Origin of the sequence: Maribacter sp. TH_r10 (genome assembly GCF_033101095.1) — a bacterium.
GTDB lineage: Bacteria > Bacteroidota > Bacteroidia > Flavobacteriales > Flavobacteriaceae > Maribacter_A > Maribacter_A luteus.
This window is the reverse complement of sequence record NZ_JAWMPY010000007.1, coordinates 148,034-171,095: the sequence shown is the minus strand read 5'-3', so window position 1 is coordinate 171,095 and position 23,062 is coordinate 148,034. Positions and strand designations below refer to the sequence as shown.

General features: G+C 39.8%; 19 protein-coding genes. 9 read left to right on the top strand and 10 right to left on the bottom strand.

Annotated elements, in window-relative coordinates; all coding sequences use genetic code 11:
• Nucleotides 1–50 precede the first annotated feature (50 nt).
• From R3X28_RS15690 to R3X28_RS15675, 4 genes are all read left to right on the top strand, one after another.
• Complete coding sequence (locus tag R3X28_RS15690; protein ID WP_154363769.1) at nucleotides 51–1,556, top strand: helicase HerA-like domain-containing protein; 1,506 nt, start codon at nucleotides 51–53, stop codon at nucleotides 1,554–1,556.
• A 5-nt stretch (nucleotides 1,557–1,561) separates the two neighbouring features.
• Entirely contained in the window at nucleotides 1,562–2,116 is a 555-nt protein-coding gene (locus tag R3X28_RS15685; RefSeq protein ID WP_154363771.1) for a hypothetical protein, read from the top strand.
• A 55-nt stretch (nucleotides 2,117–2,171) separates the two neighbouring features.
• The gene (locus tag R3X28_RS15680; protein ID WP_317665572.1) at nucleotides 2,172–3,011 is read left to right on the top strand and encodes an alpha/beta hydrolase; all 840 of its coding nucleotides are present in this window, start codon (nucleotides 2,172–2,174) and stop codon (nucleotides 3,009–3,011) included.
• 67 nt (nucleotides 3,012–3,078) lie between these two features.
• Nucleotides 3,079–3,501 (top strand): VOC family protein, encoded by a 423-nt coding sequence (locus R3X28_RS15675; RefSeq protein WP_317665570.1) that lies wholly within the window; start codon nucleotides 3,079–3,081, stop codon nucleotides 3,499–3,501.
• A gap of 58 nt (nucleotides 3,502–3,559) precedes the next feature.
• Here R3X28_RS15675 and R3X28_RS15670 read toward each other — a convergent pair whose 3' ends face one another.
• The 7 genes from R3X28_RS15670 to R3X28_RS15640 all read right to left on the bottom strand — a co-directional run bounded on the left by R3X28_RS15670 (nucleotide 3,560) and on the right by R3X28_RS15640 (nucleotide 13,291).
• Entirely contained in the window at nucleotides 3,560–3,748 is a 189-nt protein-coding gene (locus R3X28_RS15670; protein ID WP_154363777.1) for a hypothetical protein, read from the bottom strand.
• An 8-nt stretch (nucleotides 3,749–3,756) separates the two neighbouring features.
• On the bottom strand, nucleotides 3,757–4,626 hold the full coding sequence (locus tag R3X28_RS15665; RefSeq protein WP_317665568.1) for an alpha/beta hydrolase: 870 nt from the start codon (nucleotides 4,624–4,626) through the stop codon (nucleotides 3,757–3,759).
• Between the two features lie 200 nt (nucleotides 4,627–4,826).
• On the bottom strand, nucleotides 4,827–6,491 hold the full coding sequence (locus R3X28_RS15660; protein ID WP_317665566.1) for an alpha/beta hydrolase-fold protein: 1,665 nt from the start codon (nucleotides 6,489–6,491) through the stop codon (nucleotides 4,827–4,829).
• Nucleotides 6,492–6,798: 307 nt separating this feature from the next.
• Complete coding sequence (locus R3X28_RS15655) at nucleotides 6,799–8,844, bottom strand: M13 family metallopeptidase (RefSeq protein WP_317665564.1); 2,046 nt, start codon at nucleotides 8,842–8,844, stop codon at nucleotides 6,799–6,801.
• A gap of 99 nt (nucleotides 8,845–8,943) precedes the next feature.
• Nucleotides 8,944–9,828, bottom strand: coding sequence for a bifunctional 5,10-methylenetetrahydrofolate dehydrogenase/5,10-methenyltetrahydrofolate cyclohydrolase (locus R3X28_RS15650; protein WP_317665562.1), 885 nt, complete (start codon nucleotides 9,826–9,828; stop codon nucleotides 8,944–8,946).
• A 25-nt stretch (nucleotides 9,829–9,853) separates the two neighbouring features.
• On the bottom strand, nucleotides 9,854–11,194 hold the full coding sequence (gene ffh / locus R3X28_RS15645; protein WP_317665561.1) for a signal recognition particle protein: 1,341 nt from the start codon (nucleotides 11,192–11,194) through the stop codon (nucleotides 9,854–9,856).
• A gap of 333 nt (nucleotides 11,195–11,527) precedes the next feature.
• On the bottom strand, nucleotides 11,528–13,291 hold the full coding sequence (locus R3X28_RS15640) for a hypothetical protein (protein ID WP_246200109.1): 1,764 nt from the start codon (nucleotides 13,289–13,291) through the stop codon (nucleotides 11,528–11,530).
• Between the two features lie 104 nt (nucleotides 13,292–13,395).
• Here R3X28_RS15640 and R3X28_RS15635 point away from each other — a divergent pair, with 104 nt between their 5' ends.
• The 3 genes from R3X28_RS15635 to R3X28_RS15625 all read left to right on the top strand — a co-directional run bounded on the left by R3X28_RS15635 (nucleotide 13,396) and on the right by R3X28_RS15625 (nucleotide 17,451).
• Nucleotides 13,396–13,908, top strand: a complete 513-nt coding sequence (locus R3X28_RS15635; RefSeq protein ID WP_317665560.1) for an RNA polymerase sigma factor — start codon at nucleotides 13,396–13,398, stop codon at nucleotides 13,906–13,908.
• Nucleotides 13,909–13,988: 80 nt separating this feature from the next.
• On the top strand, nucleotides 13,989–14,900 hold the full coding sequence (locus tag R3X28_RS15630) for a FecR family protein (protein WP_317665558.1): 912 nt from the start codon (nucleotides 13,989–13,991) through the stop codon (nucleotides 14,898–14,900).
• A complete protein-coding gene (locus tag R3X28_RS15625) occupies nucleotides 14,881–17,451 on the top strand; it encodes a TonB-dependent receptor plug domain-containing protein (protein WP_317665556.1) in 2,571 nt (856 codons plus the stop codon). The genes R3X28_RS15630 and R3X28_RS15625 overlap by 20 nt, the downstream gene beginning before the upstream one ends.
• A 5-nt stretch (nucleotides 17,452–17,456) precedes the next feature.
• Here R3X28_RS15625 and R3X28_RS15620 read toward each other — a convergent pair whose 3' ends face one another.
• Both R3X28_RS15620 and argS read right to left on the bottom strand, forming a co-directional pair.
• The gene (locus R3X28_RS15620) at nucleotides 17,457–18,281 is read right to left on the bottom strand and encodes a zinc-dependent peptidase (protein ID WP_317665554.1); all 825 of its coding nucleotides are present in this window, start codon (nucleotides 18,279–18,281) and stop codon (nucleotides 17,457–17,459) included.
• Complete coding sequence (gene argS, locus R3X28_RS15615) at nucleotides 18,282–20,069, bottom strand: arginine--tRNA ligase (RefSeq protein WP_317665552.1); 1,788 nt, start codon at nucleotides 20,067–20,069, stop codon at nucleotides 18,282–18,284.
• 116 nt (nucleotides 20,070–20,185) lie between these two features.
• Between argS and R3X28_RS15610 the strand changes: the two genes are divergently transcribed.
• Both R3X28_RS15610 and R3X28_RS15605 read left to right on the top strand, forming a co-directional pair.
• Nucleotides 20,186–20,611 (top strand): hypothetical protein, encoded by a 426-nt coding sequence (locus tag R3X28_RS15610; protein WP_317665550.1) that lies wholly within the window; start codon nucleotides 20,186–20,188, stop codon nucleotides 20,609–20,611.
• Nucleotides 20,608–22,035, top strand: coding sequence for an SDR family oxidoreductase (locus R3X28_RS15605; protein WP_317665548.1), 1,428 nt, complete (start codon nucleotides 20,608–20,610; stop codon nucleotides 22,033–22,035). Before R3X28_RS15610 ends, R3X28_RS15605 begins: the two co-directional genes overlap by 4 nt.
• Nucleotides 22,036–22,106: 71 nt before the next feature.
• Here the strand turns inward: R3X28_RS15605 and ctlX are convergent, their stop codons facing one another.
• On the bottom strand, nucleotides 22,107–23,039 hold the full coding sequence (ctlX, locus tag R3X28_RS15600) for a citrulline utilization hydrolase CtlX (RefSeq protein ID WP_154363800.1): 933 nt from the start codon (nucleotides 23,037–23,039) through the stop codon (nucleotides 22,107–22,109).
• Nucleotides 23,040–23,062 lie beyond the last annotated feature (23 nt).

The window sequence follows — 23,062 nt, the reverse complement described above, 5'->3', positions numbered from 1 at the left end:
CGTTTTATTGTTGCCTAAAAATGCCCTATTTTTATCGAAAATTAGACCTTATGAGTACCAAAGACGAATTCTTTGCGCATATCGAAAAAGGATATGCCACAAAAGGAGATTCAATTACCATGGGAGCGGCGATGCTTAATGGTGAAGCCGTTACAAATGCCTTGGTTAAAATACCCCTAAAAACCTTGAACCGCCATGGTTTGATCGCAGGGGCAACAGGAACGGGAAAAACCAAAACGCTCCAGGTACTCGCCGAGAATTTATCGGATAAGGGAATTCCTGTTTTGCTGATGGATCTAAAAGGTGACCTTAGCGGACTCGCCCAGCCGAGCCCCGGACACCCAAAAATAGATGAACGGCATGCTAAAATCGGCATCCCTTTTGAAGCCAATAGTTTTCCTGTGGAAATACTTTCACTTTCAGAACAGGACGGTGTAAAATTACGTGCCACGGTTTCTGAATTCGGCCCTACACTCCTTTCCAGGATTTTGGATTTGACCGAAACCCAAGAAGGTATCGTTGCCGTGGTATTCAAATACTGCGATGACAACAAATTACCGCTACTGGATTTAAAGGATTTCAAAAAAGTACTTCAATACGCTACAGGAACGGGCAAAAAAGAATTCACCAAGGATTATGGTCGAATTTCAACAAGTTCTACAGGTACTATTTTACGTAAAATCATAGAATTGGAACAACAAGGTGCCGACCTGTTCTTTGGTGAAAAATCCTTCGAAGTAGATGATTTGACCCGAATCGATGAAAATGGCAGGGGATATATTAATATTCTACGTTTGACCGATATACAAGATCGCCCCAAATTGTTCTCTACATTCATGCTGAGCCTTTTGGCCGAGATATACGCAACCTTTCCTGAGCAGGGAGATAGTGATAGACCAGAACTTATCCTCTTCATAGATGAGGCACATTTGATTTTCAAGGAAGCTTCAAAAGCTTTACTAGATCAGATTGAAAGTATCGTAAAATTGATTCGTTCTAAAGGTATCGGCCTCTATTTCGTTACCCAAAACCCTACCGATGTACCGAATGAGGTACTTGCACAGTTGGGACTAAAAGTTCAGCACGCTTTACGTGCCTTTACCGCGAGGGACCGAAAGGCGATTAAATTAACAGCGGAAAACTATCCTATATCCGAATTCTATGACACAAAAGAGGTCTTGACTTCACTAGGAATCGGGGAGGCGCTGATATCGGCCTTGGATGAAAAAGGACGACCGACCCCATTGGCAGCCACGTTATTGCGCGCACCAATGAGCCGTATGGATGTTCTAACGGAAAAGGAATTGAACGCTGTCATCAAAAGTTCCGGTTTAGTACCTAAATACAATGAAGAAATCGATAGGGAAAGTGCCTACGAAATCTTGAATGAAAAAATAGAAAAAGCCGAGAAAGAGGCCGAAAAAGAAAAAGAAAAGCCAACAAGCAGAAGAACTACAACACGAAGGAGTACGAGGCAGAATCCCGTTATCAAAGTCTTGACCAGTGCCACGTTTATTCGTGGCGTATTAGGAGTGTTAAAAAAGGTAATGCGTTAATAGAAATGAAAAAGATAACTTTAGTTATGGGCATCTGTATCCTTGCGGTAATGGTACAATGCCAAAAAGAAAAGGATACGAGTTTCCTTATCACCAACAATAGTGTGGGTAAACTTGAAAAGATAAGTTTGGTTCGGGATCTGGACCTGATTTTCTATCAAGATTCCATCGTAAAGGACACCATGAAACTGGCTTCAGGACTAGGAGCAAGAAGTATAAAAGTATATGAAAAGGGAGGCAATCATTTATTGACCCTGACCCCTAGTTTAGATAGCATACCCAAAATACAGAATGTAAGGGTAAACGACCCCCGATTTGAAACCGAGAAAGGCATAGGCCTGAACAGCACCTTCAAGGATATCAAAGAAAAATATACGATTCAAAAAATCGTTACCTCAATAAACAACATCATCATTTTCGTAAAGGATAGTGATGTTTATTTTACCATAGACAAAAGCCAATTGCCCGAGAGCCTTAGATATGTTTCCAGCCCAAATATCGAAGCCGTTCAAGTTCCGGACAATGCAAAAATCAAATATTTGATGATCGCATGGGAATAGGCTACTGACCTAACCTATCCGTAACAAATGCCCACAATTCCTTACTGTTTAACATATGAGCAAAATCCTTAATAAGTACATCCCCATATTTTATGGTGCTTATTTTAATCTTTGGTCCCACATTGCAAAAAAAAAGGCAGCCGAAAAAGCCTTTATGCTATTCTGTACCCCTAGAAAAGGGAAGGTTCTCGATCTGCAACGGGAATTTTTGGATGAAGCCAAAAGCAATAGGATCAAAACAAACGGCCTTGAACTGCAGACCTATCAATGGAAAGGAAATAAAGAGACCGTACTTTTAATCCACGGATGGGAAAGCAATGTCTTTCGCTGGAGAAACCTTATTTCGTATTTAAAGAAAGAAGACTATAACATCATCGCATTTGACGCTCCCGCCCAAGGATATTCAACAGGCAAAATATTGAACGTTCCTTTGTATACGGAATGTACCCAAGCCATAATCGACCAATATAAGCCAAAATATGTCATAGGTCATTCTATGGGTGGCATGACCACTTTATATCATGAGGAAAAATACCCGAATAGGATTACGGAAAAGCTCATTACTATTGGTGCCCCTTCCGATCTCGAAGATATCATGAACCATTATCAAAGACTATTGCGTTTCAATGATAAGGTACTTGAAGGGTTAAATGAATACCTTAATGAAATTTACGGATTTGGGATCAAAGATTTTTCAACCTCGAAATTCAAAGGTCATTTACCTAAAAAAGGTCTGGTGATCCATGATAAGGAAGACCCGATAGCACCTTTCATCGCTTCGGAGAAGGTCCACGCCCAATGGGAGAACAGTTATTTATATATTACCAAAGGCCTAGGACATTCCATGCATCAGGATAATGTGAACCTAAAGATCATTGACTTTTTAAATACCTAGGAAAGCGGTATTTTTAAGGGGAATAATCCAGAATCATTTAAAGCGTTTAGACCAAAAACCTCTTTCCATGCAAAATATAGCTCCTTTCCATATTGCCATTCCCGTCCATAATTTAGATGAATGCCGCATCTTCTACAGGGAAGTCTTAAATTGTGAAGAAGGTCGTAGCAGCGACCACTGGGTAGATTTCAACCTATTCGGGCACCAATTGGTCATTCATTACAAACCTAAATCCGAAGAAGTACTGCACACCAATGCCGTAGATGGGAAAAATGTTCCCGTACCCCATTATGGTGTGGTTTTACCGTGGGAGGTTTTCAAAAGCTTTGCCGAGGAACTGAAAACTAAAGGAGTGGATTTTATCATTGAACCCTACATACGGTTTGAGGGGCTTGTAGGTGAACAAGCAACTATGTTCTTCTTAGATCCTGCCGGAAATGCACTGGAATTCAAGGCATTCAAGGATATGTCACAGTTGTTCGCGAAATAACGCAATTGATAGGTTCTGCACAACTGTATGTAGGTTGGGGTAGAATTGTCGATACCTATTACTCCTTTTTATTCTTAAATTTTTCCCGAAAATAAACGAACACCCCATATAAAAGTCCAAAAACGACGCCTTCCAAGATTTCCCTGATGATGACAGGTTGTGTATATTCCTTTTCCAATATCAAGGAAATTACCACGTACAGCACAATCGCCGCAGCTACTTGTATAAATAATCTTTTCTTGTTCATTCTATACTCTAATATTGATGGAAGGCTTGGGAAACAAATTGCAACACCTCAGGCAAGGATTGCCGCCAATACGTCCAACTATGGCCTCCTTCACGAACCCTATATTCATGGGGAACCTCTTTCTTTCGCATAGCGATATGAACCAAACTATTCCCTTCATATAAAAAATCATCGTCTCCACAATCAATGTACCACCGAACGGACTTCAAATCTTCAACCGAAACACTATCCATTAAATTCAACGCGTTATGCCTTCTAAAATATGCTACAACGTCCTCCTCGGAATGTTCCCCTTCAATAACAGGATATCTAGCTTTTTGTTCTTCCAAGGTCAAAGGACCAACATATGCACTTAACGGACAAGCAGAGGAAAACAATTCGGGATGGTGCATGGCGTACATGAAAGAACCTCCCCCTCCCATTGATAGTCCGGCTATGGCTCGAAACCTTTTTTCACCTTTTATACGATATTCCTGTTCAACATAGGGTAATAATTCCTCAAAAAAGAAATCCTCATATCGCCAATCGTCACCTTGATTAAAATACCCTCTTTTACCCGTATTCGCATCAGGCATTACAATAACCATGGGAGTGGCGGTACCATCCTTTATGGCGTTATCCGCAATTCTCAAAATCTCACCGAATTGCACCCAACCTGTTTGATCATCCCCCGCACCATGCAATAAATATAACACGGGATAACTTCGTTCAGAAGTCTCATAGTCCGGCGGCAGATAAACCGAATACTTACGCTCGCTTTTCAGGATTTTACTTTTCACGGTCAAATTATCGAAAACCTTACCGTTTTGGGCATTAGCCACAACCATACCCCCTAAGAAAAGACAAAATACCAGCTGAATTCTTTTAATACCAAACATGATTATCACCATTAAAAATATGAACTTACAAGGTAATGAAATATGGCCAGATTCTTTACCGGAATCATAATCTTCAGGACATAAAAATCAATTTATAAAACCATATAGGCCCTGCCCAGGCCCCACCCTATTTCGTAGAAATCAGGGAATGGGATTCCAGACAAAATACAAACCCAAAACCCTCTAAATATGTTCAAATTCTATTTATACCTCCAACTGCCCAAATCGGCCCCTTTTGGAGCACTTTCGGCAATGCGTTTCATGATTTTCGGTACGTACATGCTATTATAGTGCATACGACTAATGGCATTGGGTTGTTCTGGATCACCATTCCAACAATGCTCCGCCTTATCACCGTAGGTCACTTCTCCCCCATAATAGGGTTCCGTGGTACTTTCTAAAAAGTCTTCCATAAGATATACCGCATTGTTCAGGTAATAATTATCCATATCCCCACAATAAATATGGATCTTTCCTTTTAGTTGATTACCTAATTTATCCCAATCCCGTTCCAGAATATGTCGTAGATCGTAATTCTCTTTCCAATATTCAGCAACCTTATGATCTATATCCCCAGACATTTTATCCCATATACGAACAGGATATCCGTTTTCCCCTTGAGGTGAATAGGTAGCTTCCCAAATATCCCATTGTTGTCCCGATCTGGATTTATCGCCCAATACCAGCTCCAGATGATTTCCTTGGCGAAGCGTCGATTGGATTTGCCCTAGATAATTACGATGGGATGGCACTTCCAATTTTTTATGCTCACTGTCATAATAGTATGCATTATCATCTTCATAGATATTGGTAAGGCAATACGCCCTAAAATCAATCGGGTCGGGACAAGCTGCAAAACAACCATTATATTCTTCAGGATATTTCACCTGCACGGCCAAGGCTTCCCAGCCTCCTGTTGAACCTCCGTATAAAAATCGGGACCAACCTTCCCCCATACCACGGAACTGTTTTTCGATCTCAGGAATCAATTCATAAGTGATGGCATCGCCATAAGGACCTTGACTGGCCGAATTCACGGCATAGGAATCATCGTAATAAGGAGTAGGATGTTGTATTTCAACAATCAAAAAACGAGGAAAGTCAGGTTCGTTCCAGCGTTTAAAAAAATCGTAGGACTCCTGTGCCTGAACTATATTGTACCCTTCCATATCAAAACGTTCGGAATATTCAGGTTTCATATTCGGATCAGGTGGCGTGGTACTAAAACCTCCAAAATCGGAGGGGAAATGACCATGGAAGACCATTAGAGGATATTTGGCTTCAGGATGTTCATCAAAACCTTTAGGCAATAATATGTGGGCACCCAAATAGACATCCCTTCCCCAGAATTCGGACAATTTCTCCGATTTAACTTTTATATGCTTTATCCATTCGGTGTCAGCAGGTTCTTCAATAGGTGGAATAACCTCATCCATGACCACATTAACATCCTTGATACCCTCTTCTGTTACCGTGACCTTAAAAGGTTTACTATACAAATTGCCGGGTGACTTGTTCCATTGTTGTCCTTCACCATTATCCATCGGTAATTTAACCGTATGCCCGGTTGACAGATTAAAGGTCTCATACACATGGAGCAAGGCCTGTACATAATACTCCCCCGGAGGCACTTCCCCTAAACTTGGATAAGGATACCCAAAAACGCTATCGTCAAAAACCATGTTCTCCCCTGCCGCCATGCCATCAACATTGATTCCGAAAATCAATTGGGTATTGAGTCCGTCATTGATCTGAAACCGAGGTTCTTTTTCATTGTTACTGGAAAGCATAAGCAATAAACGCCCATCGAGTTTTTGGTTATTTACAGTTTCAGTAAAGGATACGGTAATCTTGTTCCGATTCATGTCTTTTGGACTTGATTGGCATCCAATTAAGCTAAAAAGAACAAGAAAGGATAAAGGAAAGAGGTTTTTCATAGGGCTGGTAGATTTTAACCAAAAAGGTACTCATTTACAGCCAACCAATCAAACCCTCAACATATGAACTAGATGCTTTCTAATTTATAGACAGGAATAACATGGTCGATTACGACCGTGATAACGTAAATGAGCTTAAGCCGGCACAATGCCCATTTTGTATAAAATATTGATTACATAAAAAAACCCCAATCTTTATAATTGGGGTTTTGATCTTAATTTTTCGGAATGGATATTACCAGATTTTTACCCTTTCTTCAGGAGCCAAATATAAAGAATCGCCTTCTTTGACATTAAAGGTCGTGTAAAATTCAGGAATGTTCCTGACCACGCCATTTACCCGAAAGTCTGCTGGGGAATGGGGATCGGTATTTATCTGAACCCGTAGTGATTCATCCCTTGCTTTGTTCCTCCAGGATTGGGCATACCCGATAAAAACGCGTTGATCTCCCGTAAAACCATCGATAATGGGAGATTCCTTATCCTCTAACGACATATTATAGGCTTTTAAAGCAATACTCAATCCGCCGAGATCCCCAATGTTCTCACCAAGGGTAAACTCACCGTTAATATACAAATCAGGCAAAACTTCAAAACCATTATATTGTTCGACCAATGCCGAAGTCCGCTTTTTAAACTCCTCTTTATCTGCTTCGGTCCACCAGTTACGCATGGCTCCATCCCCATCGAAAGTACTTCCCATATCATCAAAACCGTGACCGATCTCATGCCCAATAACGGCTCCAATAGAACCATAGTTAACCGCATCTTCAGCATTCAAATCAAAGAACGGAGGTTGCAAAATAGCCGCTGGGAAAACAATCTCGTTCATGGTCGGATTGTAGTAGGCATTTACGGTCTGTGGGGTCATTCCCCATTCGGTCTTATCAATGGGCTGGCCCAATTTGGCCAATTCCCTATCATATTCCATAAGTGAGGACCTTCTCAAATTACCGTAAAGATCATCTGCCTTTATTTCCAAATCGTAGGCCTTCCATGTATCAGGATATCCGATTTTCGGGGTAAACTTACTTAATTTATCCAAGGCCTCTTTTTTGGTGTCTTCACTCATCCATTCCAAATCCTTGATGCTTACCTCATACGCCTTTAATAGATTATCGACCAAGGTTTCCATTCGTTCCTTTGCTTCGGGCGGAAAATGTCTTTTTACATAAACCTTACCCACAACCTCACCCAATGTTCCATTTACGGTTGAGACACCTCTACGCCATAAAGGTCTTTGTTCTTTTGTCCCCCTAAGTTCTTTACTGAAAAATTCCCAGTTTTGATTATCCAAAGCTTCAGTTAATCGCATAGAACTAGCATCCAAAACACTCCATTTTAAATACGTTTTCCAAGTGTTCAAATCTGTTGATGTGATAATGCCATCAAGCGCCTTCGTATAATCCAACATAAGGACTCCCAATTTGTCTTGCTTGTCTAAACCGGCCTCGCTTAAAAAACCCTTCCAATTGAATTTGGGCATAATGTTAGACAAGGTATCCACTGGGAACATGTTATACAGCGCAACCAAATCACGGGTTTTTTCCTTTTCCATGTGTTTGGATGCAATTTCAGTTTCCAAATCCATCACTTTTTTTGCCGCAATCGCCCCATTAGGTAAATTGGCCAATTCGAACATCTTTTCAATGTGTGCTATATATTTGGATCGTAATTCCTTTGACCTTTCATCACCCTTTAGATAATACTCACGATCTGGCAACCCCAATCCAGCTTGCCAAGTGTACACCGTGTAAATGGTAGGGTCCTTGAAATCCTGATAAATAAAAATCCCCAAAGGAACATTTATCCCCACCTTGTTGGCGTAGGCAAAATAGGTGGCCAAGTCATCATAATCCTTAATCGCATCTATTTTGGCAAAATCTTCTATAAGCGGTGAAACCCCTAGTTCATTGCGCTTTTCAATATTCATGAAAGACTTATATAAATCGCCTACTTTTTGCTCATCGGAACCCTCATCGAAATCTCCGGAGGCCGATTCTTCAATTATCTTCTTTACATTATCCTCAGATTCTTCATGTACAATGTAACCAACACCATACGAGGACTTATCGGCCGGTATTTCGGTGTTTTTCACCCAGGTACCATTCACGTAGGCCGTGAAATTATCCCCTGGATTAACCAAGGTGTCCATATATTGTGTTAGAATTCCGGAAGTAACCGCTTTTTCAGGTTGTTCATCCTTGACCTCATTTTTACAGGAAACTCCAGTAAAAACGATTGCCAAAAATGTAGCTTTAAAGACAATTGAATTTTTCATTTATTGTTTTTTGAGTTAGATATGAAGTATGACGGTTCTTTTGGCATTTCGTTACAAAACCATCTTATAAATATACCCAAAACTGCAATAAAAGTTTTTCTACCTTCTACTTCTATGTCTTTCGCGGGCCAATAAGGTGTTTTTCATCAACATGGCAATGGTCATGGGACCAACCCCGCCGGGTACCGGTGTTATATAAGATGCCTTTTTACTCACATGCTCAAAATCGACATCCCCTGTAATGTAATACCCTTTTTCTTTGTTATCATCAGGAACACGGGTAATACCAACATCGATGATGACCACATCATCTTTCACCATTTCGGCCTTTAGGAATTTGGGTACGCCCAAGGCGGAGATAATAATATCGGCCTGTGAAGTAATCTGGGTGATATTTTTGGTTCTACTATGGGTGAGGGTTACCGTGGAGTTCCCTGGAAATCCCTTACGGCCCATTAGAATACTCATCGGGCGCCCAACAATATGGCTTCTACCAATAACTACGGTATGTTTACCTTGGGTCTCTACCCCATAACGTTCGAGCAATTCCAAAATACCGAATGGCGTTGCCGGAATAAAGGTGCTCATATCCAATGCCATTTTACCAAAGTTGGTAGGATGAAAACCATCTACATCCTTATCTGGATCAATGGCCATGATTACCTTTTGGGTATCTATTTGGTCAGGTAATGGTAATTGTACGATAAAACCATCGATATCGGTATTCTCATTCAACTCCTTTATCTTTTTCAACAATTCGATCTCAGAAGTAGTACTTGGCATTTGCACCAAGGTAGATTCAAAGCCGACCCGCTTGCACGAACGCACTTTACTACCGACATAAGTAAGGCTAGCCCCATCATTACCCACGATGATAGCTGCCAAATGAGGAACTTTCTCTCCCTTTTCCTTCATTTTGACGACCTCGGCCGCAATTTCATCCTTTATTTGATTTGAAATTTTCTTTCCGTCTAGAATTTCCATTGGTTCTATTTAGTTGGTTTTAAAATCAGGGACGCATTCCTTTCATGCCACCCATCATCTGCATCATTTTTTTACCGCCACCGCCTTGCATCATCTTCATCATTTTGCTCATTTGGTCAAATTGCTTTAATAGTTGGTTTACCTCTTGAATGGTTCTACCACTACCCTTGGCTATTCTCTTTTTTCTACTGGCGTTTAATTTTGATGGTGTAGAACGCTCATCCGGTGTCATCGAATGAATAATCGCTTCGATATGTTTAAAGGCGTCATCATCGATATCCAATCCCTTCAATGCTTTTCCTGCTCCGGGAATCATACCCATAAGATCTTTGATGTTACCCATTTTCTTGATCTGTTGGATCTGGTTAAGGAAGTCATCAAAACCGAACTTGTTCTTGGCGATTTTCTTTTGGATCTTTCGGGCCTCTTCCTCATCAAACTGTTCTTGGGCCCTTTCAACCAATGAAATCACGTCACCCATTCCCAAAATTCGATCGGCCATTCGCGAAGGATGGAAAACATCGATGGCTTCCATCTTCTCCCCGGTACCGATGAACTTAATAGGTTTATCTACCACGGATTTAATAGAAATGGCAGCACCACCACGGGTATCACCATCCAATTTGGTAAGGATCACCCCATCAAAATTCAGGACGTCGTTAAAGGCCTTTGCCGTATTTACGGCATCCTGACCGGTCATTGAATCTACAACGAACAAGGTTTCCTGTGGTTGTATGGCATCACGGATATTCGATATCTCGGTCATCATCTTCTCATCTACGGCCAAACGACCGGCGGTATCGATGATAACCACATTATGGCCATTTGCCTTGGCATGGGCAACACCGGCTTTAGCTATAGCTACCGGGTCATTATTTTCCCTGTCGGAATATACCTCAACACCGATTTGGTCACCAACCACATGCAACTGGTCAATTGCCGCAGGACGATAAACATCACAGGCTACCAATAAAGGTTTCTTTGTTTTCTTCGTTTTGAGATAATTCGCCAATTTGCCGGAGAAAGTGGTTTTACCCGAACCTTGTAGCCCCGACATTAAGATAATCGATGGTGCACCCGAAAGATTAACGCCTTCGGTCTCGCCACCCATAAGCTGTGTAAGCTCGTCTTTAACGATCTTGACCATTAACTGGCCCGGTTGCAAGGTGGTCAATACATCTTGCCCCAAGGCTTTCTCTTTTACCCGATTGGTAAATTCCTTGGCTATCTTAAAGTTGACATCCGCATCCAACAAAGCCCGACGGACTTCCTTGGTCGTTTCTGCAACATTGATTTCTGTAATCTGCCCATGTCCCTTAAGAACGTGCAGGGCCTTATCTAACTTTTCGCTTAAATTGTCGAACATATGCTTTCCTTATTAGCGGAGGATTGCAAAGTAAAGAAATATAGCGCCCCTAGGCAAGGGAGTGTTAATAACAATGGTCGATTGTTCAGTATTTAATTAATCGTTGATTACTTGACCCATTGATTATTAAAGACAAAAAAAGCACCCATTTAAAAATGGATGCTTTCAAAAACTGTGGGGCAAAAATAAGATCGATCTATTTTACAGTTCAAAGAATCAGATTAAATATTCACTTCAAAGTAATCTGTTCATCTGATTTTAAAATCTGAACCTTGTTCGCATTCCAAACTACAAAAGAAACCCCGATGCAATGTACATCGGGGAGTTCCAAATTTATTTCTTTTCGAAAACAAGACGGTCGTAACCATCATACTCATTCTCATGTTTAAGTTCTAAACGGTTTTCGGTGACCTCGACCACAAGGTAATCATTACCTAATGGATAGAAGTTACTATCCGATCCGAAACGAATGATCATTTCCAACTTACCATCACTGTTTCGATACACAAACCAATTACCTACACTGATCGCGATTGCATCTTGATCAAGTACGGAAATAGTACCATCAACATTGAATTCATAGGTAAAAACGCCATAGGCTTCGGTCAAAGGATCTTCATTTTGGGAAAACAAAGCCAGCTCCCATTGCGAATCATTGAAGAGTCCCCTGATCCAAGTTACATCATTATCGTTCTCATCGTTGTCACAGTTTCTTTCAAGAACCAATTCATAATCAGTCTCAGGAATTTCAAACTTCAACCTTTCGTTAGCTAAAGAAGACAATGGCCACTCGAAATCTACTCCCGGCTCATCCCCCATGGTAATGGCCATAACCAACCTACCTTGTTCATTGGTGGTAACATCCCATGTTCCTTCGGATATCGTATTGTCATTACTAAGTGTTACAACTCCTTCTGCCTCGAAGTTGAATTCGAAACCTAACAACCTTTTTACTTCTTGATCGTCATTGAAAACACGTTTAATTATCCAACTACATTCTTTTAAGGCTCCCCTCAAGGTATCGGGATCATCATTAATAACGTCGCAGCCACTTTTCAGGATTATCCTATCCCCATCACTTACATGTAGCTTAACCACTCCTTCTCCTTGATCATATAAGAACCATTCCAAATTAAAATCGACCAACGTCTCAAACTCCAATTTAAGAAGTAATCCGAATTCAGTTTCCCTAGTACTCCATGCACCTGTCATGTTATTTCCTTCCCAGTCTTTGACCGTTACCGAACCATCTTCATCAAAATTCATGACATAGTCTATGTATTGCTCGGTTTGCGATTGATCGTTCCTTTTCACCTCTTTGACCAATAAAGGACATTCTATCAAATAATCCTCTAAGCCCTCTTGGGTAAAATCATCATCGTTATAATCGTTGTCGTCGTCTTCATCGCAAAGATCTCTTGCATTTTCAATGGCGATGGCCAACTCTGCATTCGAATTCACAATGATTTCACTTTCGTCATAAAGCTTTAAGGTCACGGGGAAATCCATACTGACCAGATCATTCTCGCCCAAGCCGGCAAAGAACCGTCTAAGTTGTTTATCACTCTCTACAGAAACATTACCCGTGGTTTCATTGTTAAGGTTGAAAGTATAGATCGTAATCGGATAAACGAAGTCGATACATTCAATATCATCATCCTCACCTTCTTCTTTACATTCTTGGGCCATTTCCCTTAAATCATCGATTCCATCAATTGTGATTTCGGTATAATCAGCCAGTGTAATGGTAATTGGAAATATAATATCGAGAATATCCTCATCATCTTCCAATGAATCAAAGACCTCTTCGATAGCACCAAGATCTTCTATGCCATTAATGGTCAACTCAACCCCATTGACTTTTACCGTATACGGAAAATTGATATTGAAACAACTTGCCTCATCCACGATATTATCAAAAGACCCATCATTGGAGCAGGTATCCTCTATTAGTTTGGCCGTTGATGAACTTGCTGCAATCGCTTCCGTTTCAACACCTTCTTCCGGTAACGGTTCAAATTCTTCTTGACATGAAGTTAAACTCAACGCCATTACCAGTAGGCCTGTGTAAAATGCGTAACTAAAAAACTTTTTCATAACGATTTGGTATTTTGTTTGTACCCTCTTGAAACAACCCACTTAAAAAAAACCCTACCCTCTGTTTCATTTTTTTCAAATATCTTTGATACAAAACCAATGTTTTGAACAACGACACTAAGGACAACGTATGTAATGAAGAGGTATACAGCGAACTCTTCAAGGCCAATTCAAAAACGGTTTTCAATTACATATATTATAAATATGGGAATGAAGAAAAGGCTTATGATGCTGTACAAGAAGCTTTTGCGAGACTTTGGGAAAATTGCGGCAAAGTTGCCCCTGCCAAAGCAAAGGCCTATGTATACACTATAGCCAACAACCTTTATCTTAACGTGTTAAAGGCCGAGAAAGTTCGTTTAAAATATGCCGACCGGGTCAAAACCACCGACCATGAGACTCCGGAATATGTAATGGAAGAAGGAGAGTTCAATAAAAAGTTGGATAATGCATTGAACGGTCTGCCGGAAAATCAGCGTTTAACTTTTCTACTCAATAGGATCGACGGCAAAAAATATGCGGAAATCGCGGAAATGGAAGGGGTAAGTGTAAAAGCTATTGAAAAACGAATGCACTTGGCCTTAAAATCCTTGAGGAATCAGATTGAAGGGATTTAGTAAAGAAAGAACAGATATAACCCCGTATTAAGTAGGGTTTTTACAACCTTGATTGTTATAACATAGTAAAGCAAGAAATAATGCAAGAGAATTACTTGGCAAAATGGCTCAACAACGAACTCACTGAAGAAGAGCTCGCAGCATTCAAAAAATCTGACGAGTATGCTTCCTATGAGCGTATCGTAGGGGCCTCAAACTCCCTGGAAGCACCTGATTTTAATATTGATAGTGCCTTGGAGTCCGTCAAAAACAGAATAACCCTCAATGAACCGAGAGTAATTCGCTTAAAGCCTTTTAGAAGATTCTTGAAGGTTGCGGCCGCAGTTGCCGCTATCATGATCGGCTCTTATTTTTACTTGAATACTTTTGATGAAATTTTCACCACCCAATTTGCACAAAGTGAAGAAGTACTTCTTCCCGATTCCTCAAAAATAATAATGAATGCAGATTCGGAACTATCTTTCAGTTCTAAAAAATGGCATGAAAAAAGGAATGTATCCTTAAAAGGGGAGGCATTCTTTAAAGTGGCCAAAGGCAAACGTTTTACGGTATCCACAGAGCAAGGTACGGTGGCCGTTCTGGGCACACAATTCAATGTTGAAAATCGCGAGGGAATTTTCGAGGTCACTTGTTTCGAAGGCTTGGTAAGCGTAACTTATTATGGCAAAGAAACCAAATTGCCCGCCGGGACATCTTTCATGGTCATTGATGGAAATATCATTTCCGCGGAAAAACCAAATAGCCCAATGCCTTCATGGATCAATAAGGAAAGTAGTTTTAAAAGCATTCCCCTAAAATATGTTTTGGATGAATTTCAAAGACAACATGATGTAAAGGTCGAAACCCAAAATATAGACCTAAACAAAGTTTTTACCGGCACTTTTAGCAACACAGATACAGATTTGGCGTTACAAAGTATTAGCGTACCTTCTCAACTCAAGTTTAAATTAGAAGGAAATAAAGTGTTGTTCTATGCCGAAAGTGCTCCATAAACCACTTTTAACCATTGTAATCTGCCTACTGCCATTTTTTTTCTTCCAGAAGATAATGGCACAGGAAAACAATGCCGAACCCATACGCCTTACTACAGCAATCCATTCTATCGAAAAAGAATACAATATTAAATTCTCATATGTAGATGAAGATTTAAAAAACATATACATCCCACCGATTTCATCGAAGGAACTGCAAGACGTATTGGACCATATTCAAAACCACACCCAATTAAAGATAAAGCGACTGAATGAGCGCTATTATACTATTTCCAAAACCACGACCATTGATGTTTGCGCCAAGGTATTGGACAATTACAAAGAAAATACGGTAACCGGTTCCTCTGTAGAGGTTTTAGGAAGCGATATTGCATTGATTACTGATGATCAAGGGCAATTTCATTTAAAAGACATTCCAAGGAATTCCATATTACAGATAAAACATATAGGCTTTAAACCCCTGTTCATAGCTGCCGAAGAACTGATGAACCATAACCCTTGCAAAACATTGCTATTAGACTTGAATTATGAACAATTGAATGAAGTCATTGTTTATCAATTTTTGACCACGGGGCTTAGCAAAGAAATGGATGCCAGTATTCAAATGACCTCAAAGGATTTTGGTATCCTACCCGGATTGATAGAGCCCGATGTCTTGCAAACCATACAAGCATTACCAGGTATTGAAAGCATAGACGAAACCGTATCGAACATTAATATACGGGGAGGAACCAACGACCAAAACCTTATTCTCTGGGACGGGATTAAAATGTACCAGTCCGGCCATTTTTTTGGACTTATTTCCGCTTTTAACCCTTACCTCACCGACAAAGTGACTTTAATTAAAAATGGTACAAGTTCACAATACGGAGGTGGCGTTAGTGGTGTCCTTGATATTGAGTCCAAAAATGATATTACCGGTGATTTTTATGGAGGTGCAGGTTTCAATCTTATCAATGGTGATGTTTACGGAGAAATTCCCATAGCGGATAATGCCGCTTTTCAATTTTCGGCCCGCCGCTCATTGACCGATTTTTTTGACACCCCCACCTACAAACAATTTTTTGACAGGGCATTCCAGGATAGCCAGATCATAGGAGATACAGGACAGACTGAAGAAATAAAAAGAACGGAGGATTTCTACTTCTATGATTTTACGGGAAAATTTCTTTTCGATATAAATCCAGCGCATAAAATTAGAATCAGTTTTATCAATATTCACAATAATCTGGATTATTCAGAACAGGACCTCAGCGCCCCAAGCGAAACACAAAGTAGATTAAACCAAACCAATATTTCTTTCGGAGGGAGTTTGGAAAGCGAATGGAATACTGTTTTCTCCAGTAAAATAAACACTTATTACACTAGGTATAATTTAGATTCTGAGCACACCACCATAAATTCTCCCCAATTGTTATCACAAGAAAATGAAGTCATAGAAACCGGATTGAAGGCCAATACCTTTTATAAATTAAGCGAATCGTTGAATTGGCTGAATGGATATGAGTTTACAGAAACCGGGATTTTGAATTTTTCCGATGTAACACAACCGCCATACAGCAATAAAATAAAAGGGGTAATGAGGACACATGTCCTTTTTTCTGAAATGGAATACACATCTCCCAATACCAAGCTCTATGCCCGTGGGGGAATACGCCTTAATTACAACGAAAACCTGAATACCTTCAGTGAATTACGGCTAGAACCAAGACTCAATGTCAATTATGAATTCGCAGACCATTTGAAAATAGAACTACAGGGGGAATACAAAAACCAAACCACCCATCAGGTAGTTGATCTTGAGCAAAATTTTTTAGGCATAGAGAAACGCCGTTGGTATATTGCAGATCCGGATAACCCTTTGATACCATTACCCATAACCAAAAGTAAACAAGGTTCCATAGGTCTCAATTACGACCATCATAGTCTTTATGTAGGTCTTGAAGGTTTTTATAAAGATGTTAATGGCATAAGCGCAAGAACCCAAGGTTTTCAAAGTGAAGGGGAATTCAATGAGGAAATAGGCGGCTATACGGTAAAAGGCCTTGAATTTTTAATCAATAAAAAAACAAAGGATTACAGTTCATGGTTAAGTTATGGTTACAATGTGAACGATTATCATTTCAATGATATCGATCCCAGAAAGTTTCCGAATAACTTAGACATTAGACACACCATCACCTTTGCCGGGAATTACACCTATAATCAATTTAAATTTGGTGTAGGACTTAATTATAGAACAGGAAAACCATACACCCGACCTGATGCCGAAAACCCAGTGGACAACAATTTTTTCCCAAGTAGAATAGCCTTTGAAAAAACCAACAGTAGTAGATTGCCCGAATATCTTCGTGCAGATGCCTCTGCCATTTACAACTTTAATCTAACACCAAGAATCAAGGCCACCACCGGTATCTCGGTTTTGAATTTCATAAACAGAAAGAATATTTTGAATCGGTATTATCAAATTAATGAAAATGATGAAATCGAAACCATAGAAAATGTTTCTCTTGGCCTAACCCCCAATATAAGCTTCAGGGTAACCTTTTAGAACTATTAAAGTTGGGGCATTCTATAAAAACCAAAATTGAGCATCCGTTTAATGATTCGATATAATTTAGGAAACTGATTCTCGAATATCTCGGGCGTTTCCACGAAATTCTCTACGGCCACCGCGAAAAATTCATGCACATTGGTTTTACCATATGCCCTAAAATATCCCGATTCCTCCATCTTTAGGTTGAATTCAGGATTTTTGAACAACCACTTGATTTTTTTCAATCCCAAAAGGAAAACATAGGATCGCGTATAAAATTTATTGGCAACATTAAAGCTGATCGCATGGGCAAATTCATGTACGGCCAAATTCCTATTATCGTTCGGAATCCGAAACCCTTCCAATAAATGATCTGCCGAAAAAACAATGGTCTTCAAACCCGGATTATACTCCCCGTAATGGTCCTTTTTGGTAATTCGGGAATAATACTGAGTAGGGTAAACAATGACCCTTTTGATTGATAATATAAGAAAATCAGCCATTCCCAAAGTTAGCATTGCAGCAGTGGCACTTAATAATAAGGTTATCTTTTCCCTTTCCTCCACATCTTCATGAAAATCAATCTTTTTACGCTTTCTAAATCGCACTACCCTCTTTTTGAACTTTTCTTTTTTAGATATGGAAAGTTGATTGAAAAAAGGTAATTCTGAAGCGATCAAACGTTCTTCTTGTTTCGTCAACGGAGGAATCCTTTTGAATGGATTCAAAAAAAACAGGTCCAATGTATAAAAAACGATGTACAAAAAGTAACCGAACGGCATGGCCAAGAAAAGTAACGGTACAATATCTTCCGCCGAAATCAATACATTTATGACCCCTACCATTTACATACGTTCAGGAACCTGTATCCCCAAAAGTAAAAATGCGGATTGGATTACCTCCCCCACCTTTTTGGACAATTGTACACGAAGTATTTTTCTTTGAACGTCAGATTCACCCAAAATGGAAACCTGTTGGTAGAATGAATTGAATTCCTTCACCAGATCATAAGTGTAATTGGCAATCAATGCCGGACTATAATTTTCAGCCGCCAATTGAATAACCTCTGGAAACAATTGAATTTGTTTTAAAAGCTCCTTTTCCTTTATATGCAATTCCATGGAAGAATCAACCGTGGTTGTCCAGACATCCTGGATTTCATTGGCCTTTCTTAAGATAGATTGTATTCGCGCATAGGTATATTGGATAAACGGACCTGTATTTCCTTGAAAATCCACCGATTCTTCGGGATCGAACAAAATACGTTTTTTGGGATCCACCTTTAATATGTAATATTTTAAGGCCCCCAAACCTATCATTTTGTACAACTCCTGTTTTTCAGTTTCGGAATAGTCTTCCAACTTACCCAACTCCTCGGATATCGTGGCGGCCGTTTGGGACATATCATCCATAAGATCATCGGCATCTACTACTGTACCTTCCCTACTTTTCATTTTCCCACTAGGCAAATCGACCATTCCGTAACTTAAATGGTGTAATCTTTCTGCCCATGCAAAACCTAATTTTTTCAGGATCAAAAACAATACCTTAAAATGATAATCCTGTTCATTCCCCACTGTATAGACCATTCCGGTAATATCAGGGTAATCTTTTACACGCTGTATCGCAGTACCTATATCCTGGGTCATATACACCGCAGTCCCATCTGAGCGCAGAACAATTTTTTCATCGAGACCTTCATCAGTAAGATCGATCCAAACACTGCCATCCTCTTTTTTATAAAACACCCCTTTTTCCAATCCTTCAGCAACAACATCCTTCCCTAGAAGGTAGGTGTCACTTTCAAAATACAATTGATCAAAGTCGACCCCAAGGTTTTTATATGTTTCTTCAAAACCTTTGTAGACCCAGCCGTTCATTCGTTTCCATAGATCAACGACCTCATCGTCACCAGCTTCCCATTTACGCAACATTTTTTGGGCTTCTATCAAAATGGGGGCTTCTTTCTCCGCGATTTCCTTATCGCTACCTTTTGCAACCATTTCCGCGATCTCTTCTTTATAAGCCTTATCGAATGCCACATAATAATTGCCGACTAACTTATCTCCCTTTAATCCGGAACTTTCAGGTGTTTCCCCATTACCGAAGCGTTGCCAGGCCAACATACTTTTACAAATATGTATACCACGATCGTTGATGATCTGTGTCTTGTACACTTTTCTACCCGATGCCTTTAAAATCTCGGCGACGGAATATCCCAATAAATTATTACGAATATGACCCAAATGCAACGGCTTATTGGTGTTGGGAGAGGAGTACTCGACCATTACCGCCTCATTACCGGTTTCCTGAGTATATCCAAAATCACCTTTATCCTTTATCTTATTGAAAAAACCAAGATAATAAGTATCGCTAATTACAATATTCAAAAATCCCTTGACAACATTAAAGCCTGATACTGCCTCAACGTTATTTTGAAGAAACTCCCCAACCTGTTTACCGATCAGTTCCGGATTACCCTTAACGAAACGGAGCATCGGAAATACCACAACAGTGACATCACCTTCAAAATCTTTTCGGGTAGGTTGAAACTCAACAGTCGGCAATTCTACATTAAAAATTGAGTTAATCGCTTCTTTGACCTTGTCTGACAGGACTTCTTGAATGTTCATTTAACTATGGATTATGAGCTGCAAAACTAAACATTTTTTAAGGTTTAATAATGCAGCGATTCTCTAAATCGTTACTAATTGGTTAACTTTAGTACTGCTAATGAAAAAGAAACACTATGCTACTTAATGTTTCCTACAATCGTATTGAAATTACCGAAAAGATAGATAGGGAAGTTGGAAAACCGTTTACCCTTAAGGAACGTTGGGACATGGGCGGTATTGGGTCACCAAAATTGTTCATTACCGAGACCAGTCTCGAAATCAGGAATTTGTTGATTCTCGACAACAATTTAGATTGCTGCAACATCGAATTGCGCCCCAAAGGAATTATAGTAGGGTTCCGTTCCTTATTGGAATCCTATGCATTGGTTATCCCTTTTTATAAATTAAGCATTTACAAGGGTAATTTGGCTGTATATTCAATTTACCGGGACCATCACTTCATTAAAGTACGATCCGACACCAAAGCGATCCAAAAGTTCTTTAAGAAAATATTGGATTACAGAACCGACAACAAACCCACTTCAATCGAGGACTTATGAAAATATTGCTCACAGGTGCCAATGGCTATATTGGAATGCGATTATTACCAAACCTACTTGAGTTAGGACACGAGGTCATCTGTGCGGTCAGGGACAAAAATCGTTTTTCGATTGATGAACAGACCAAAGAGCGGGTTCAGATTATCGAATTGGATTTCTTAAAAGTATTTTCTACCGGAAGTATTCCAAAGAACATTGATATTGCCTACTACCTTATACATTCCATGAGTTCCTCTACATCTGACTTTGATGAAAAAGAGGCCCAATCGGCCATTGCATTTAATAGATATATGGCCGAAACCAATGTAAAACAGGTGGTTTATTTGAGCGGTATCGTAAATGATGAAAAACTATCGAAACATTTGAGTTCACGAAAAAACGTCGAGGAAATCCTGTACCAAGGAGATTTTAACTTAACCGTTTTACGAGCCGGTATCATTGTAGGCTCAGGAAGTTCCTCTTTTGAGATCATTCGTGACCTCTGCGAGAAATTACCTTTTATGATCACCCCAAAATGGGTGTTGACCAAAACCCAACCTATTGCCATTAGGGATGTAATTCGATTTTTAACGGGGGTAATCGGCAATGAAAAAACCTATAATGACTCTTTTGATATTGGAGGGCCCGATGTACTGACCTATAAAGAGATGCTGCATCAATACGCCAAATCACGGGGATTTAAGAATTGGATCGTAACCGTACCGATCATGACCCCCAAGTTATCTTCCTATTGGCTATATTTCGTTACTTCAACATCTTATAAATTAGCTGTTAATCTTGTTGATAGTATGAAGATGGAAGTCGTAGCAAAGGACCACAGGTTACAAGATATTCTGGGAATCGAAACCCATAGTTATAAGGAAGCCATTGCAATGGCCTTTAAAAAAATAGAACAGAACCTTGTTGTTAGTAGTTGGAAGGATAGTATGGTCAGTGGTCGTTTTGATAGGAATCTGGAAAAATACATACAGGTTCCAAAATTCGGTGTTCTAAAAGACGTACAGAAACGAAAAGTCATTAACGAACAGGCCGTATTGGATAACATCTGGAAAATAGGTGGTGATAATGGATGGTACTACGGCAATTGGCTCTGGAAAATCAGAGGGTTCCTAGATAAGGTGAATGGTGGTGTTGGACTTAGAAGGGGACGAACCCACCCCGACAAGATCTTCCCTGGCGACGCTTTGGATTTCTGGAGGGTCCTCCTTGCCGATAAAGAAGCCAAAAGACTTTTGCTTTTTGCCGAAATGAAACTACCGGGAGAGGCATGGCTCGAATTTAGAATAGACGAAAACAATATACTGCACCAAACCGCTACGTTCAGACCTCGAGGATTGAAAGGCCGACTATACTGGTACAGCATTGTTCCCTTTCATTATTTTATCTTTGGCGGAATGATTAGAAATATAACCAAAACAGAATAATAATATCATGTACCCAAAAAACTTATAATCAGGATACTATAACCTTAAATTTCAAACTCCTATCAAATACCTTAGGCTTTTGGCAAGAACACCTCCGCCATCATACACCTTGCACTACCACCTCCACAGGTTTCGATGGTATCCAACGGACTATGGATGATTTCGCAACGCTTTTCTATTTGTGCTAATTGACCTGAATCAAGACTGTTGTATGCCGCAGAACTCATCACCAAAAAACGTTTATCATCGCTACCAAGGACTTCTAACATATTACCAGCGAATTGATGCATTTGAGCTTCGGATATCCTAATAAGCTCTTTGCCATCCTTTTTCAAATGCTCGATGACATTTTTACGCTCTTTCTTATCATCGATGGAATCTAAACAGATTATGGCAAAATCTTCGCCCAAAGCCATCATCACATTGGTATGGTAAATCGGTAGTCGCTGACCTTCAACGGTTTGATTAGCCGTAAATATTACAGGAAAACAGTCAAAATCCTCACAAAATTCAATGATCAATTCCTCATGTGCCCTATCGGATAGGGCACAATACACCTTTTGGTTCACCCTATCCATTAAGATACTACCGGTACCCTCCAAAAAAACGTCTTGTTCTTCTGCAGAAGTATAATCCACTATATCTTTTATTTTGAATCCATTTTCCTCAAGAACATCCAAAATATCTTCCCTACGTTCATTTCGCCTGTTCTCCGCGAACATGGGATATATAACAACATTGCCGCTTTCGTGAAAAGATATCCAGTTATTCGGAAAAATAGAATCCGGAGTATCATATTCATTAGTATCATCTATAACTATGACATGTACCCCTTTGCCCCTCAATGTATTTACGAAAGTATCGAATTCATCCTGGGCATTTTTATTTATGGTCTGATTTTTCAACTCCATTTCCTCCATGAAATAATTATTCACGGCCGTTTGCTCGTTCATCCTGAAATTGATCGGGCGAATCATCAATATGGTATTGGTAATCTGTTTCATTTCAAATGGAATTTGGGCAAAAA